This window comes from Comamonas testosteroni TK102, from assembly GCF_000739375.1.
GTDB classification, from domain to species: domain Bacteria; phylum Pseudomonadota; class Gammaproteobacteria; order Burkholderiales; family Burkholderiaceae_C; genus Comamonas; species Comamonas brasiliensis.
This window is the reverse complement of sequence record NZ_CP006704.1, coordinates 5,412,104-5,427,981: the sequence shown is the minus strand read 5'-3', so window position 1 is coordinate 5,427,981 and position 15,878 is coordinate 5,412,104. Positions and strand designations below refer to the sequence as shown.

Below are 15,878 nucleotides of genomic sequence, written 5' to 3'. Positions count from 1 at the left end.
CTGCAGGAGAGCACGATATGCATGGGTGGAAACAGGGCAGACGCATTGCCTCCCGATGCGCAAGCCTGATGCTGGTGGTGCTGACGGCTTGCGGCGGCGGCGGCGGCGGGGGTGGAGGCAATGTTCCGGACCCTGGCCCCGGCGGCGGGGGCTCAGGCGGCAATGGCGCGATCATCGGTGGCGCGTCAGAGATCAGTTCCCCTTCGGGTCCGCCCACGGCCAATGTGCTGGATTCGCTGGTCGTGCCGGCTGCCCAGGCTGCGGCGGCGACCAGAAGCGTGGCGGTGGCATCCGTGGCGGTGCGGCCCAGGGCCGTCAGCCTGGCATTGCCGCAGTGGAGCGACGCGCCTTCGCCGGTCATGCCCATGCCCGGCCTGCCCATGCAGATCGGGGCGCCGCGCGAGCTGTCCTCGCTGCAGTCCGCAGGCGATATGGCGCGCACGCTGCACTGGTCCGAGACCCCGGAGGGCGCTCAGGTGGCGGCGATCAGCATCACCTCGGCCGGCGCCCATGGCCTGCGGCTGGGCCTGGTGGTCGACGCCATGCCCGATGCCGCCGAGCTCAGGCTGTACCGCAAGGATCGCAGCAAGACCGGGTTCGAGACCACGGGCCAGGCCATCAACGAGGCCATTGCGCGCAACCGCCGCGCCGACGGCGACACCCGGGCGGCCGGCATCTGGTGGACTCCCGACCTGGGAGCCGATGAGGTCACGCTGGAGATCGCACTGCCTGCGGGACTGTCGACATCGCAGCTGCGCATTGCCATTCCCACGCTCACCCATGCCTATGTCAACCTGGCCCTGCCCACGGAGCTGGAACTGCGCGATAGCCTCGTGCCCAGGAATGTGGGCGATGCCGCGGGGTGCGAGCTCGATGCCAGCTGCGCCGATCAGTACGCCACCGAGCGCAATGCCGTGGCGCGCATGACCTATGTGGGCTCCGACAACCGCTACTACTACTGCACGGGCTCCCTGCTGAACAACACGCGGCGCGATTTCACGCCGTATTTCCTGTCGGCCAATCACTGCATCTCGACCCAGGCGTCGGCCACCTCGCTGCGCACGGACTGGTTCTTCCGCTCGGCCAGCTGCAACAGCTTCGAGCCCAGTGCCCAGACCACGGCGCTGCAGCGCGGCGCCACCTTGCTGTATGCCACTGCGGCGCACGATGCCACGCTGATGCGGCTCAATGACGCAGCGCCCGCCGGTGCGACGATGGCTGGCTGGGATGCGAGAGGAACTGCGGTGACGGGAACGGCCATCTACGGCCTGCATCACCCACAGGGCGATTTGCTCAAATACAGCGAAGGCCAGGTGCAGAGCTACCGAAACTGCAGTCTGGGAGCCGGCAGCATCACCTGCAACCCAGGCAATGCCCAGAGCGATTTCGTGAATGTCGGCTGGAGCAAGGGCGTGACCGAAGGCGGCAGCAGCGGCTCGGCCATGTTTGCGAGCGGACGCGTGGTGGGTACGCTGTCCGGCGGCAGCAGCTCGTGCACGGTCAGCGGCGGCTCCGACGTCTACAGCCGCTTCGACCGGACCTTCAGCACTCAGATCGGGAACTGGCTGGCGCAGTGACCGAGGGCCGGGTCAAGCCGGGTCACTTCCCCTGCAGCTGCCTGACGGCTGCCTTGGTCTGCTCGACATGGGCCAGCGGGTCGCTGCTGACAAGGGCGAACTTCACCTTGCCGTCCTGGCCCACCACATAGGAGATGCGGTCGGCCCGGGCCGGGTTGGCGGCAGCCCCTGCGTCATAGGCCTTGATGGTGACGGCCTTCGGGTCCGAGGCCACGGCAAACTGGTCGCGGCAGGCTTCGGTGGAAAAGCGCTTGAGGGTGTCGATATCGTCATGCGACATGCCTACCACCGTGGCTTTCATGGCCGCGAACTGGGGCGTGGCCTCGGCAAAGGCATGGGCTTCCAGCGTGCAGCCCTGGGTGAAGGCCTTGGGGAAGAAATACAGCACCACCGGCCCTTTCTTGAGCGCTTCGGCCATGTCGAAGTCAAAGGCCTTGCCGGCCACGGCGGCGGGCGTCCTGAAGCCGGGCGCTGCATCGCCGGCCTTGAGTGCGGCCTGGGCAGCGGGGGCTAGCAGGGCGGCAAGCAGCCAAGGGGCGAGCTGATGGATCTTGAACATGGCAAAGCCTTTAAGAACATGTGTGTGGTCTCTACGATGCCATGGATTGTTCGCCATCCCTCATTCGCCCTGCTCTTGTCCGGCCTACTGCATTCTTGCCGGCCCCCTGGCTTGCGTGCCTACTTTGCGCTGCCCAGCGATGCGCGGTATTCCAGCGCATAGGCCAGCTTGCCGGCCTTTTTGCCATCCGCGGGCTTGGGCGTGGACAGGTCGGCATAGGTTGCCGTGCCAAAGGCCGTCATCTGTCCCATCTGCACTGCGTTGTAGCCCGAAGCTCCGATCATCTCCGAGGGATTGGCTGCCAGCATCAGGTTGGACGCATCCTTGATGGCCTGCATATAGCCGCCGTCGGAGCCGTTGCCCGCCTGGCTCAGCTTGTACTGGCTGAGTTTGAAGCTACGCGGCGAGGCCTGCAGCCATTCGCTCCAGTAGAACTCCAGAAACTCGGAAGGGTTGACCGGCTTGTTGTAGCCCACTTCGCGGGTGAAGTAGACCAGCGAGCGGAAGGGGTCGTCCTTGAGACCATTGGACAGGCCCAGCTGGCGTGGCAGATCGGCGGGGGTGATGGACGAGCCGTCAGGCAGCTTGAGCCAGACGAACTTGTTGGCACGCATGGTGCGCCAGAAGCTGGCGTTGTTGGCGTCCTTGTAATTGCCCTTGATCATCACCGGCATCTGCACCTGACCACCGGCCAGGCCAGTGGCCACATTGCCGTTGCTGTTGGGGGCTTCCCAAAGGCTGGTGAAGCTGTGATGTCCGTCGGTCAGGAAGAGCTGGCCTTTGGGTCCGACCACGGCTGTCTTGAGCAGGCTCTGGTAGTTGGCGACCTGGGCCTTGCAGGTGAAGCTGCTGCGGTCGTTGAGCTTGGAGCTGGCCGTGATGCCATTCTTGGCCGTGGAGTCCTGGCCGCTGTCTTCGCACAAGTCATCAAAGGCTTTTTGCCATTGCGAGGAGGCCACGTTGCCGGTCGCCGTGTGGGTATAGCGACCCTGCTTGTAGTAGATCTGGTCGTAGCCGATGGCGGGTTGCGTGGGCAGTGCATCTGCCAGCGTGATCATGACCGGGTCGGTGCTGGCGGCGCTCTTGTCCAGGTACTTGGGCAGCTCTGCCTGCTCGGGCAGCCGCTGGCACGCGCCCAGTGCACTGGTGTCGGTATCTGCAGGGCCGCTGCTGCCTGCGTAGTAGAAGCTGTTGGCCGAGACCGGCAGCAGCGTGCGCGCCGCACCCTTGCCGCCGGCCCATTGGCCGCCGAACAGGCCATGGGCCGCGACGCCTGTGCCGGACGCGGCATTGGCGCGGAGCTTCAGATCGATGTCGATGGTGTCGGTCTGCAGCAGGCCGTTGCCGATGGAGACATAGTGGCGCATGCTGCGGCCTGTGCTTGCCTGCTCGGGATGGGTGCACAGCCATTCGCCATCCAGCGCCGTGGCGGCCACGGGGGCCATGGCGGCAGACTGCAAGGTCCAGTTGCCCGAGGTGAAGCTGCCACCCGCAGCGGCGCTGTAGACATCGACGGATATGGCCGCGCCGTCGCTGCGCTTGCCCACCACGGCGCGGCCGATGCGCTGGCCGCCCAGCTCCAGCACCAGGGCGCCGGGATAGGTGCTCTGGTCGGGATCTACCGTCACTCGACCGGTGATGCCGTTGGTGCAGGTGTCGCTTGCGCCCTGGCCGGGGCAGACGCGCACAACGCCGTCATTGGCAATGCGCAACTGGCCCGCGCTGGCGCTGGGTGCGCCGGGCTTGCCAGAGGCGGAATACACAGCCTCATTGCGCAGATAGTTGTAGGTGCCGGCCAGTGCACTGATCTGTGCCGCCCCCTGGTTGGAGGCGGTGAGAACGCCCTGCAGCGATGCCGTCGATGTGGCCGAGGTATCCAGCAAATTGGGCAACCCGTCAACGTTGCCGGTGACCAGTCCGGTTTCCGCTGAAAAGCGCAGTGTGACGTCGCTCAGACGACTCACCAGAGCGCCAGGGAGATTGCTGCCTGCCACCGCCTGGAATGTCTGGGCCATGAACTGGCCGTTGGCATCCACGCTGTAGACGCTGGTGATGGCTCCGGCCAGACCAAAGCGCGAATCCACAAAGCGCAGTGTGATCTGCTTGGTGGTGCTGTCCAGGCTCAATGCCACGGTATCGCCAAAACTCAGCGTGCCCAGGTAGCTGCTGCCGCCTGCAAGGGGAGCCAGTGCTGGAGCGGGTGCGGGCGCAGGCACGGGGGCCGGGGCTGGAGATCCATCGCCACCACCGCAGGCCGCGAGGGCTGCCGAGGCCGCAGCAAGAACGGAGACTTGGGCGAGACTGCGAAAGGCAGCGCCAGCTGGCGTGGGAGGGTTGAGGCGCATGGAGGGGCTTCTGCAAGAGGTGGTGGGGATATTGGTGCAAGCGCATCGATGTATCTGCGGTGCAGAACTGCGCTGCGCGGGGCGTTTGCGCTGCATTCTGTGAAACATCTGTGACGAAGCTGTGACATGAAGGCGGCGCCAACAGCCTGTGCGCAACAGTGCGGTGCCGATGCACGGCACAATTGAGGTCTATGACGATTCATGTGGACGAATTTGCGGCAACGCCATCCCCCAAGCCAGTGCGTGATTCATCGCGTGAAGCAGTGCGCGAGCCGGCACCGCGCGTGGTGTCGGCAGGCAGCGCCTTCATGGGAGAGGAAGCGCTGGAGAGGGCTCTGCGCCCCAAGCAGCTCGATGAATATGTGGGCCAGGCCAAAGCGCGCGAGCAGCTCGAGATCTTTATCAGCGCTGCCAAGAAGCGCAGCGAGGCGCTCGATCATGTGCTGCTATTCGGCCCCCCGGGCCTGGGCAAGACCACGTTGTCCCACATCATTGCGGCCGAGCTGGGCGTGAACCTGCGCCAGACCAGCGGCCCGGTGCTGGAAAAGCCCAAGGACCTGGCGGCGCTGCTCACCAATCTCGAACCCAACGATGTGCTGTTCATCGACGAGATTCACCGCCTGAGCCCGGTGGTCGAGGAAATCCTCTATCCGGCGCTGGAGGACTATCAGATCGACATCATGATCGGCGAAGGCCCGGCCGCACGCTCCATCAAGCTCGATCTCCAGCCCTTCACGCTGGTGGGGGCGACCACGCGTGCCGGCATGCTCACCAATCCGCTGCGCGATCGCTTCGGCATCGTGGCGCGGCTGGAGTTCTACAGTTCCGAGGAACTCTCGCGCATCGTCAAGCGCAGCGCGGGCTTGCTCAATGCGCCGATTGACGAGGAAGGCTGCTTCGAGATTGCACGCCGTTCGCGCGGCACGCCGCGTATCGCCAACCGCCTGCTGCGCCGCGTGCGCGACTATGCCGATGTCAAGGGCGACGGCCGCATCACGCGCGAGATTGCCGACAAGGCGCTGGCCATGCTTGATGTGGACCCCCAGGGTTTTGACATCATGGACCGCAAGCTGCTCGAGGCCGTGGTGCATCGTTTCGATGGCGGCCCGGTCGGCCTCGACAACATCGCGGCGAGTATCGGCGAGGAGTCGGGCACCATCGAGGATGTGATCGAGCCCTATCTGATCCAGCAGGGCTTTTTGCAGCGTACGCCGCGCGGACGCATGGCCACGCAGGCCGCCTACCGCCATCTGGGCCTGCAGGCCCCCGCAGACGATACGGCTGCATAAGCAAGGCAACGACGCAAACATCGGCACGCCTCAAGTGAGGCAGCCGGCAAGGCCCGCCTCGCAGCGGGGCTGCCCAGGCGAGGGAGTGAAGGCAGCTGCATGGCAGCTCAGGGCCTGGTTCCCGGCGACGATTCGGAGGTCCAGGCAGCACTGAGTCGTCAAAGCACGGTCAAGGCCAGAGACGCCGAGCAAGAGCCACCTCGCAGCGGGGGCGACGTGCAACGGGAAGCCGCAAAGCGGCCCAGGGGGTCAATTATTCTGCGGTCCGGCGTTCCAGAAGGCCTGCAGCACGCCGGGCAAGGCTTCGATCTGCGTGACCACCTGGTCCAGCTCTTCGGCATGCACGGCCGTGGCGAACAGCTCGGCCTCGATTTCGGTGTTGTGCGGCGGGATTTCGTGCTTTTCCACTGCGCGCACCGGGTAGTTGGCCGCCTCCAGCAGCTCCTGCATGCCCTCGCGTACATCGGCCTGGGCTTGCTGGCCGCAGATCACGTAGACATAGTAGGTGGCCTCGCTGGCATGCTCGGCCACAGGGTGGCGGTTGATGTAGTTGACTACAGGGCGCAGCAAGGTGTTGCTGGCCAGCACGAACAGGGTGGCAATGCCGGCCTCCGGCAGCAGACCCGCGCCCGCGCAGGCGCCCACGGCGGCCGAACCCCACAGCGTGGCGGCGGTGTTCAGTCCCGTGATGTTGGCGCCTTCCTTCATGATGGCGCCGGCGCCCAGAAAGCCCACGCCCGAGACCACATAGGAGATGACGCGCGTGGCGCCGTCAGCTCCCGAGACGCGCATGGCCAGGTCGACGAACACGGCCGCGCCCACGGCGACCAGGGTATTGGTGCGCAGGCCTGCTGTGCGCTGGCGTATCTGGCGCTCAAGGCCGATGATGCTGCCGCAGACAAAGGCCACGACAAGGCACAGCACTGTGTTCAGCGTGGCGAGCAGATTGAAGTTCTGTAGGGATTGCATGAAGTTCCGATTGTTATTGCTTATGGATAGGTATCTGGGTTCATGAAACATGCGGCCCGGACTGGCGCGTCTGCCCCGCAGGGCAGATGCGAAGCGGCCCGGTGCTCACCAGCCGTACTTGCGGATATAGACGCGCTTGAGCAGCGTCGTCAGCACAGCATAGGCCAGCAATATGACGATGAGCCAGGGGAAATAGCCGAGCGGCAGGGCCTGGAGCTTGAAATGCTCGGCCAGCGGTCCCATGGGCAGGAAGATGCCTATGGCCATGATGGCTGCCGTGGCCGCCAGCAGGGGCCAGGAGGCACGGCTTTGCACAAACGGGATCTTCGGCGTACGGATCATGTGCACGATCAGCGTCTGCGTCAGCAGTCCCACCACGAACCAGCCCGACTGGAACAGGCTTTGGTCTGCAGCCGTGCTGGCATGGAAGACGAACCACATCAGCGCGAAGGTGAGCACGTCGAACAGCGAGCTGATGGGGCCGAAGAAGAGCATGAAGCGACCCAGGTCCTGAGGGTTCCAGCGCAGCGGCCGCGCGACCATTTCCTCGTCCACGTTGTCGAAGGGAATGGCGATCTGCGACAGGTCGTAGAGCAGGTTCTGCATCAGCAGCTGCATGGGCAGCATGGGCAGGAACGGGATGAAGGCCGAGGCGATCAGCACCGAGAACACGTTGCCGAAATTGGAGCTGGCCGTCATGCGGATGTACTTGAGCATATTGCTGAAGGTGCGACGTCCTTCGAGCACGCCCTGCTCCAGCACCATCAGGCTTTTCTCCAGCAGGATGATGTCGGCCGCCTCGCGGGCGATGTCCACGCCGCTGTCGACGCTGATGCCGATATCGGCAGCGCGCAGCGCGGGCGCGTCGTTGATGCCGTCGCCCATGAAGCCCGTGACATGGCCGTTGGCGCGCAGCGCATGCACGATGCGCTCCTTGTGCAGCGGCGTCAGGCGGGCGAACAGCAGGTGCGACTCCACGCAGCGGCGCAGCTGCTCCTCGTCCATGGCTTCGATGTCGTTGCCGACAATCGCCTCGTCCACCTGCAGGCCCACGTCGCGGCAGACCTTGCGTGCCACCAGCTCGTTGTCGCCCGTGAGCACCTTGACCGTCACACCGTGCTGCAGCAGCGCAGCAATGGCGGCCTGGGTGGATTCCTTGGGTGGATCGAGAAAAGCCACATAGCCGATCAGGGTCAGTTCGGACTCGTCGGCGATGCCGTAGGTGCTCTTGTCGGGCGGCACTTCCTTCATGGCCACGGCCACCACGCGCAGGCCCTCGCGGTTCAGACCTTCGGTGACGGCGCGCACCTGTTCGCGGCGTTGCGGCGTCAGGGCCTGCACGGTCTCGCCGTCTGGCCCGCTGTCCCGGATATGCGTGCAGACCTGCAGGATTTCCTCGACCGCGCCCTTGCAGATCAGCTCGTGGTGATGGTTGCGCTCGGCCACCACCACGGACATGCGCCGGCGCTGGAAGTCGAACGGAATTTCGTCGACCTTGCGATAGTCCTCGTTGACATGCAGCCGCGTGTGCAGCTCCACATGCTCGAGCACGGCACGGTCCAGCAGATTCTTGAGCCCGGTCTGGTAGTAGCTGTTGAGGTAGGCGAACTGCAGCACCTCGTCGCTGGGACGGCCCTGTACATCGGTATGGCGCTCCAGCGCGATGCGGTCCTGCGTCAGCGTGCCGGTCTTGTCGGTGCACAGCACATCCATGGCGCCGAAGTTCTGAATCGCGTCCAGGCGCTTGACCATCACCTTCTGGCGCGACAGCACCACGGCACCCTTGGCCAGCGTGGAGGTGACGATCATGGGCAGCATCTCGGGCGTCAGGCCAACGGCCACCGACAGCGCGAACAAAAAGGCCTCGCCCCAGTCGCCCTTGGTGTAGCCGTTGATGAACAGCACCACGGGCACCATCACGGCCGCGAAGCGGATCAGCAGCCAGCTGACGCTGTTCACGCCCTGCTCGAAGGCCGTGGCCGTGCGGTCCTGGTGGGTGATGCGCGCTGCCAGCGTGCCGAAATAGGTCTGGCTGCCGGTGGCGACGACCACGGCCATGGCCGTGCCCGAGACCACATTGGTGCCCATGAAGAGCAGGTTGCCGGCTTCCAGCAACTGGCCCGCCTGCAGGGCAGCCAGGGTGCGTGCATCCTTTTCCACGGGCAGCGATTCGCCCGTCATGGCCGCCTGGCTCACAAACAGGTCCTTGGCGGACAGCAGGCGGCAGTCGGCCGGGATCATGTCACCGGCCGACAGGGCCACGATGTCCCCGGGCACCAGCTCGCGCATGGGCAGCTCGGACAGCGAGGCGTCATGGCCGCCGCCGCTGTCGCGAAAGTCTGCGGCCGGTGCATCGCTGCTGCGGCGCACGGTGACGCGGTTGCTGACCAGGGCCTGCAGGCGCGCGGCGGCGCGCCGCGAGCGCCCTTCCTGGACAAAGCGCAGCAGCGTGGACAGCAGCACCATGCTGGCGATGACGATGGTGGCTTTCTCGTCCTCGGTGAGGTAGGAGACCACGGCCAGCAGCGTCAGCAGCAGATTGAAGGGGTTGCGGTAGCAATGCCACAGGTGCTGCCATGCGGGCAGCGGCTTTTCATGCGCGACCTCGTTGGGCCCATGGCGGAGCTGGCGCTGCTGGGCCTGCCCGGGGCTCAGGCCCCGGCTCGATGTGTCCAGCTGCTGCAGCAGGGCGGCCACGGGGCTGCAGGCGGCGGATTGCAGGGCCTGTACCTGTGCCGGTGGCACGGTGACGGCGGTGGAGGGGCCGCCAGCGGGCATCGGCTGCCGGCCGAAGAGGCCGGCCAGGCGGTGGCTGCGCAAAAAGGCCCGGAACAGGTTTTTGAGGATTTGCATCACGGCCTCCCGTCAGTGCAGCGTCTTGCCGGAGCTGGCGAGCTGCGTCCATGGCAACTGCGCCTGGCTCGAGCGCAGCTGCTCGTCGAGGCGGCTGCGCTGCTCGCTGGTCAGCAGCGACAGCGCATCGGCGCGCTGGCGGATGCTCAGATTGGCCATGGCACTGGCCATGAGGGGCGCGCCATGGCGGTCGACCAGGTGGCGCAGCACATCGGTGCGGCGCTCGCTCAGTGCCGAGATCACGGCATGGGTCAGGCCATGGTGGCGGGTGGTGTCATCGAGGCGGGGGGTGGGGCGGCTGCGTTGCAGCACGCGCAGCCAGGCGAGGCGTTGCATGGGCATACTCCTTGGGGTGACCCGGGAGCTGCCCGCCGCGGCTACTGCATCAGGCGTCCAGCCCCGGGTCGGGGTTCCGGTTCCTGCGTGCAGCCCTCAAGGTCACACGCAGGCCAATGGCTTGACAGCGCGCCGCACGGGGCGCGCTGCAAGATCGACTAGGGTCGGGATCCATACGTGTTCCTTGGTTGAGAGTGAGTGAAAGCGGTCCGGAGCCGGTCCGCGACCGGGTTGCTCAGCGCACGCTGCGGCTGCTCAGATAGCTGCGGATGCGGTGCGTGGGCCAGCTTGTCAGGGCATCGAGCTCCAGCGTCCGTTCCAGCGCTTGCGGCAAGGCTGCCGGTGCGGCGGGCGCTGCCTGGGAAGGCGTGGCGCGGGCGCGCAGCAGCAGAGGGCGCAGCTGGTGCAGAGTGCGGGTCAGGCGAATGCTCATGGCGGTCTCCTCATCGGTTGAGGGAGCGGGCCAGGCGGCAGTGCGGCACAAGCGTTCTGGCGCGGCCACGAACCGGCGGGCAGCCGGAGCGGGATGGCGACGCGAGAACTCAGTGATGGGCAGAGCTTGCGAGCTTGAGGCCACTATCCGTGCTGCGCACGGCAGGCCGCCCCGAACGTCGGGAAGCCAAACAGCAAGTTGCGAGGGGCGCGGGGCAAGGGATGCGGGGCGGTCGATGACGACTCCCGATCCGGGGGAGTCTGTCAGTCGGCCAGCTTCGCAGCCATTGCGGCGTGCGATAAATCACTGGTTGAACTGGCACTGTCCACGTGGGGACTCCTGAAATTGCGATCTGCCGATTATCGGCCGAGACCGGTGCAAGGGTCAACCCTAGGTGGCTTTCAGTTGCAATTGCGCCGGGGCCTGGCGGATTGCGGGCTCGGCCCATTGCCGCACGCAACCCCAGATGATGAGGGCCTGCGCTGCGTAATAGCTGCCGAGCACGCTCACTGCGGACCAGGGCAGCGGCTGCACAAAACGGTTGGTGGCGAGGATGGAGTCGCTGAGCATGAAAAAGCTGGCGCCCAGGGCGCTCAGCAGTGCGGCGCGGCTGTGCAGTTGACGATAGCGTCCCCAGGCCTGGGCCGCCATCAGGGCGATCACGCCGACATAGGCGGCCACGGGCAGGCGCAGGGCGGCAGGCAGGCCATGGGTCCAGAGAAAGACATACATGGCGGCGCCGATCGCAGCCACCAGCAGCAGTGCGCTGCGATCGGCAAACCAGGCCACATCAAGCTTGAACAGCGCAACATAGCAGACATGGGCCAGCAAGAAGCTGACCAGGCCGGGAATGAACAGACTGGTTGGCAGTTGTCCGTCCAGCATCAGGAAGACATCGCCTGACATGGAAAAAACAATAGCTGCCATCAGCAGATGGACATGCTTCTTGGATATGTTTTGCATCGTTTTCGATGCCTGCATTGCGCAAGAAGCTATGCATATGAGAGCAAAAAACATGGTGGCAGGCTTGAACAGCCAATGCCATGCCTGCAGTCCCAGCGCCGCCGTGGCCGTGGCCAGTGCGCCGCTTTGCAGCATCAGTGCCAGCCACAGGCTGATGCGGCCCTGCATGGCAGCGCCCAAGGCCCATTGCCCGGTGAGCAGCACGCCGAACCAGATCAGGTTGGTGGCCAGCGGCGACTGGTCGGCATGCCAGAGAAAGACCGAGGTGCCCGCAATCAGCGCCGCGAACTGCAGGCCGGCAAACCAGCGCAGCGCCCGGCCCATGGGCGGGGCATAGATGATGCGGTGCTCGTCCAGATCGAAGGCGGGCCTGGGAAAGTGCTGCGCCACATCGGCCGGCCGCCAGCCCGGTGGCTTGAACCAGACGCGGGCCTTGTCCAGCCAGCTGCGTGCATGCCAGCTGTCATGGGCCAGTTGGCGGTAGACGCTGAAGTTGGCCCAGAGCGGGTCCCAGCTCTTGAGCAGGCCGCGCGTGCCGTAGACGCAGGGCTCCTCGTCGTCCTCGGTTTTGTAGGTGCCGAAGAGCCGGTCCCAGACGATGAGAATGCCGCCGTAGTTGCGGTCCAGATAGCGATCGTTGACGGCATGGTGCACGCGGTGATTGCTGGGCGCGCAGAACCAGCGGTCGAACCAGCCCAGTTTCTTGACCTGCTCGGTATGTACCCAGAACTGGTAGAGCAGATCGATCAGCCCTACCACGGCAAATACCAGCGGCGGCACGCCGGCCAGGGCCATGGGCAGATAGAAGATCCAGCCCAGCAGTGCGCCGGAGCTGGTCTGGCGCAGCGCGGTGGAGAGGTTGTAGGCCTGGCTTTGGTGGTGCACGGCATGGGCGGCCCAGAGCACGCCCACTTCGTGGCCCATGCGGTGCAGCCAGTAGTAGCAGAGATCGTAGAACAGCAGGGCCAGCAACCAGCCTGGCAGGCTGAGCCAGAAGGCATCGGCCTCGATCAGCGCCACATGGCTGGCCACGACGGTGTAGATGCCCAGCGTCAGCAGCTTGGTGAAGACGGCGCTGGTCTGGCTCAGGATGCCCAGGTTCAGCGAGCTGACGGCATCGGCCAGCGCATAGGCATTGCGCCCGCGTCTGAGGCTGATGATCCATTCCACGGCAATCAGTGCGAAAAAGACCGGCGTTGCCAGAACGATGACTTGGCTGGGTGAGAGCATGGGTTCCGATTCTGGAGCGACCCGGTGTCCGGCGGCTTGGCATGAACCCTAGCGCCCGGCGCTGCAGGCTTCACCAGGTTTCAAGGGTGAATCAGGATTGCTAAGTATTTCCAGTTATGGCAGACAACAAGGTGCTCTGGGATAATCGGCGGCTTGCCCGTCCGCCGGAGGGCGCACTCAAATTTACCGGCCAGTACAGCGACGCTGCGACGCCGGGATGGGCCTGGAGCCGTCAGCCTGTCTGCTTTCTTGCTGCATGCCCATGTCCACATCCCGCCGCTCCTTTGTTGCCGCCGCCGCCTTGCTGGCCTCAGGCCTTACCGCGCCCGCCGTTTTCGCCGCCGCCGATGCCTGGCCCGCCACCAAGCCCATCACGCTGATCGTGCCGTTCAGTGCCGGTGGCAATGTGGACACCACGGCGCGCCTGATCGGCCAGAAGCTGGGCGAGCGCCTGCACCAGTCCATCGTGGTGGACAACGTGCCCGGCGCGGGCGGTGTGCTCGGGGTGAGCAAGGCCGTCAAGGCCCCGGCCGACGGCTACACCTTGCTCATGGGCTTTGACGGCCCCATCAGCATTGCCCAGCTGGTGAATTCCGCCGTCAAGTACGACGCCGAAAAGGATCTGACCCCTGTGGGGCTGACCACCATCGCACCCGTGGTCGCCGTGGCCCGTCCCGGCCTGCCGGCGCACAATCTGAACGAGCTGATTGCACTGGCGCGTTCCAAGCCCGGCTCGCTGACCTACGCCACTTCGGGCGTGGGCACCATGCTGCATCTGGCCATGGAAATGCTGCAGGAACGCGCCAAGATCAAGCTGGTGCATGTGCCCTACCGCGGCGGTGCCCAGATCACCAGCGACGTGATGGGCGGTCAGGTCGATGTGGGCATGCTCACCACCGTGAGCGCCGTGCCCATGATCCAGCAGAAAAAGCTCGAAGGTCTGGGCGTGACATCGGCCAAGCGCATCGATGCCATCCACGCCGTGCCCACCTTTGGCGAGACGGCCGAACTCAAGGGCTTTGACCTCAACACCTGGACGGGGCTGTTCGTGCCCGCCAAGACGCCTCAGGCCGTGGTCACGCGCCTGGCTACCGAGCTCGATGCCGTCCTCAAGATGCCCGATGTGCGCAAGCGCCTGGAAGATGGCGGCGCCACGCCCGGCTCCGGCACCCAGGCCAGCTTTGTCCAGTTCCTGAAGAAGGAAAAAGCCGGCTATGCCCAGATCGTGAAGTCGGCGAACATTCAGGCGGAGTAAGCCATGGCCGCGCCTCTGAACCCGGTGCATGCCGAGATCCATCCGCCCGTGCTGCCCGAAGTGGCTGCCGTCGCGGACGAGATGCTGGCCCTGCGCCATGATCTGCATGCCCATCCCGAGCTGGCCTACGAAGAGCATCGCACCGGTGATATCGTGGCCGCCAGGCTGGCCGAATGGGGCTACGAGGTCCATCGCGGCCTGGGCGACACCGGCGTGGTGGGGACGCTGCGCTGTGGCGAGCATGCCAACGGCAAGCACATCGGCAAACGTCTTGGCCTGCGCGCCGATATGGATGCGCTGCCGATCCGTGAAACCACGGGCCTGTCCTATGCCAGTCGTCACGACGGCAAGATGCATGCCTGCGGCCACGACGGGCACACGGCCACGCTGCTGGCCGCAGCCAGGGTGCTGGCCGGACGCAAGAACCAGCTCCAGGGCACGCTCAATCTGATCTTTCAGCCTGCCGAGGAAGGCCATGGCGGCGCGCAGAAGATGGTGGAGCAGGGCCTGTTCGAGCTGTTTCCCTGCGATGCGCTCTACGCCTTTCACAACGAACCCGGCTACCCGGCCGGGCAGTTCGGCTTTCGCCCGGGCGTGATGTATTCCAGCTCGGACACGGCCATCATCACCATTCGCGGCAAGGGTGGCCATGGTGCCATGCCCCATGTGGCCGTGGACCCCATCGTCGTGGCTTCGCATCTGGTGCTGGCTTTGCAGACCATACGCTCGCGCGAGATCGACCCCAACGACATGGCCGTGGTCACCATCGGTGCCATCCATGCGGGCGATGCGCCCAATGTGATTCCGGAAACCTGCGAGCTGCGCGTGACCATCCGCGCGCGCTGCCCCGAGGTGCGCCAGCAGCTGCGCGAGCGCATCACGGCCATGGCCCATGCCCAGGCCGCCGTGCACCGCGCCACGGCCGAGGTGGACTACAAATGGCGCTATCCGCCCGTCATGAACGACAAGGCAGCGACGGAGTTTGCCGTCGCGGTGGCGCGCGAGTTCCTGGGCGAGGAATGGCTGATTCCCGATCTGCAGCCGCTGCAGGCCAGCGACGACTTCGCCATCATGCTCAACCAGGTCCCCGGCAACTATTTCATCGTCGGCAACGGCATGGGCGAAGGCGGCTGCATGGTGCACAACGCGGCCTATGACTTCAACGACAACCTGCTGCCCGTGACTGCCTCGTATTGGGTGAAGCTGGCCGAGAGCTATCTGCGCCGCGACTGAGTTTTGTATGAGTGAAATTGCATCCGTGGTCGATCTTTGCGGCCAGAACCTGCCCGGCTTCGACGCCACGACCGACTACTGGCAAGCCATCGTCACCGAGGCCGAGCTGAACCAGTCGCCGCTGCCGCCCTATGCGAAGAGCTATCCGGCCCGATTGCCCGACGGCCGCTATCTGCTGCTGCCGCTGCGCGGCATGCCGACAGCCGATGGCTCGGCACCGGACCGCTGCGTGGCCTCCCTGATTGCCAATCAGGCCTCGATGGAGGTGGTGGAGCAGCTGGCGCTGCACATGGCGCAAGGCACCGGGGCGCATGATTTCGACGTGGTCATAGGCCTGCCCACGCTGGGCCTGGCCTTCGCGCCGCTGGTGGCGCGCCACCTGGGGCACAGCCGCTACGTGCCCCTGGGTTATTCGCGCAAATACTGGTATCGCGACGAGCTCTCCGAGCCCGTCAGCTCCATCACCACGCCGGGCAAGGGCAAGCTGCTCTATATCGACCCGAATCAGCTGGGCCTGATTGCCGGCAGGCGCGTGCTGGTGGTGGACGATGCCGTGAGTTCGGGCACGACCATGGTGTCCGGCCTCAAGCTGCTGGAGCGTTGCGGCGCCGAAGTGGCCGCCATTGCCGTGGCCATGCGCCAGGGCACGCAGTGGCAGCAAAAGCTGGTGCGTGCCGATGGCAGCGCCATCCCCGTGGTCGCGGCCTACGACTGCCCGCGCATGGAGCGCCGGGCCGACGGCTGGTGGCCTGAAAGCCCATAGCAAGAGGGCTGCTTGCGCGCATGGCGAAATGACGCAAATATCTAAGTCAAATCGTTCATAAGAAGCGTATTTT

Annotated in this window: 12 protein-coding genes; 5 read left to right on the top strand and 7 right to left on the bottom strand. The window is 65.4% G+C overall.

Annotation, left to right across the window (positions count from 1 at the left end; genetic code table 11):
* Positions 1 to 17: 17 nt before the first annotated feature.
* The gene (locus tag O987_RS24585; RefSeq protein WP_043375354.1) at positions 18 to 1,577 is read left to right on the top strand and encodes a trypsin-like serine peptidase; all 1,560 of its coding nucleotides are present in this window, start codon (positions 18 to 20) and stop codon (positions 1,575 to 1,577) included.
* Positions 1,578 to 1,599: 22 nt separating this feature from the next.
* On the opposite strand, the gene O987_RS24580 is transcribed toward O987_RS24585, so the two are convergent.
* Together O987_RS24580 and O987_RS29720 are read right to left on the bottom strand one after the other, a co-directional pair.
* On the bottom strand, positions 1,600 to 2,136 hold the full coding sequence (locus tag O987_RS24580) for a peroxiredoxin (protein ID WP_043375352.1): 537 nt from the start codon (positions 2,134 to 2,136) through the stop codon (positions 1,600 to 1,602).
* 119 nt (positions 2,137 to 2,255) lie between these two features.
* Entirely contained in the window at positions 2,256 to 4,481 is a 2,226-nt protein-coding gene (locus O987_RS29720; RefSeq protein ID WP_144244973.1) for a ParB/Srx family N-terminal domain-containing protein, read from the bottom strand.
* A gap of 191 nt (positions 4,482 to 4,672) precedes the next feature.
* On the opposite strand from O987_RS29720, the gene ruvB reads away from it, so the two are divergent.
* On the top strand, positions 4,673 to 5,770 hold the full coding sequence (gene ruvB / locus O987_RS24570) for a Holliday junction branch migration DNA helicase RuvB (protein ID WP_003050864.1): 1,098 nt from the start codon (positions 4,673 to 4,675) through the stop codon (positions 5,768 to 5,770).
* Positions 5,771 to 6,019: 249 nt separating this feature from the next.
* Here the strand turns inward: ruvB and O987_RS24565 are convergent, their stop codons facing one another.
* From O987_RS24565 to O987_RS24545, 5 genes are all read right to left on the bottom strand, one after another.
* Positions 6,020 to 6,739, bottom strand: a complete 720-nt coding sequence (locus O987_RS24565; protein WP_003050868.1) for an MgtC/SapB family protein — start codon at positions 6,737 to 6,739, stop codon at positions 6,020 to 6,022.
* 105 nt (positions 6,740 to 6,844) lie between these two features.
* A complete protein-coding gene (gene mgtA / locus O987_RS24560) occupies positions 6,845 to 9,592 on the bottom strand; it encodes a magnesium-translocating P-type ATPase (protein WP_043375350.1) in 2,748 nt (915 codons plus the stop codon).
* Positions 9,593 to 9,604: 12 nt separating this feature from the next.
* A complete protein-coding gene (locus O987_RS24555) occupies positions 9,605 to 9,928 on the bottom strand; it encodes a hypothetical protein (protein WP_003050877.1) in 324 nt (107 codons plus the stop codon).
* A gap of 235 nt (positions 9,929 to 10,163) precedes the next feature.
* A complete protein-coding gene (locus O987_RS24550; RefSeq protein ID WP_003050880.1) occupies positions 10,164 to 10,361 on the bottom strand; it encodes a hypothetical protein in 198 nt (65 codons plus the stop codon).
* Between the two features lie 390 nt (positions 10,362 to 10,751).
* Positions 10,752 to 12,554 carry a lysoplasmalogenase family protein gene (locus O987_RS24545; RefSeq protein WP_043375348.1) on the bottom strand — a complete coding sequence of 601 codons (1,803 nt, stop codon included), beginning with the start codon at positions 12,552 to 12,554 and terminating at the stop codon, positions 10,752 to 10,754.
* Positions 12,555 to 12,816: 262 nt separating this feature from the next.
* Between O987_RS24545 and O987_RS24540 the strand changes: the two genes are divergently transcribed.
* From O987_RS24540 to O987_RS24530, 3 genes are read left to right on the top strand one after another with little or no spacing between them, the layout of a single operon-like run.
* Complete coding sequence (locus O987_RS24540) at positions 12,817 to 13,809, top strand: Bug family tripartite tricarboxylate transporter substrate binding protein (RefSeq protein ID WP_029158362.1); 993 nt, start codon at positions 12,817 to 12,819, stop codon at positions 13,807 to 13,809.
* Between the two features lie 3 nt (positions 13,810 to 13,812).
* Positions 13,813 to 15,042 carry a M20 aminoacylase family protein gene (locus O987_RS24535; protein ID WP_003050890.1) on the top strand — a complete coding sequence of 410 codons (1,230 nt, stop codon included), beginning with the start codon at positions 13,813 to 13,815 and terminating at the stop codon, positions 15,040 to 15,042.
* Between the two features lie 7 nt (positions 15,043 to 15,049).
* Positions 15,050 to 15,805, top strand: a complete 756-nt coding sequence (locus O987_RS24530; RefSeq protein ID WP_043375345.1) for a phosphoribosyltransferase — start codon at positions 15,050 to 15,052, stop codon at positions 15,803 to 15,805.
* Positions 15,806 to 15,878: the final 73 nt, after the last annotated feature.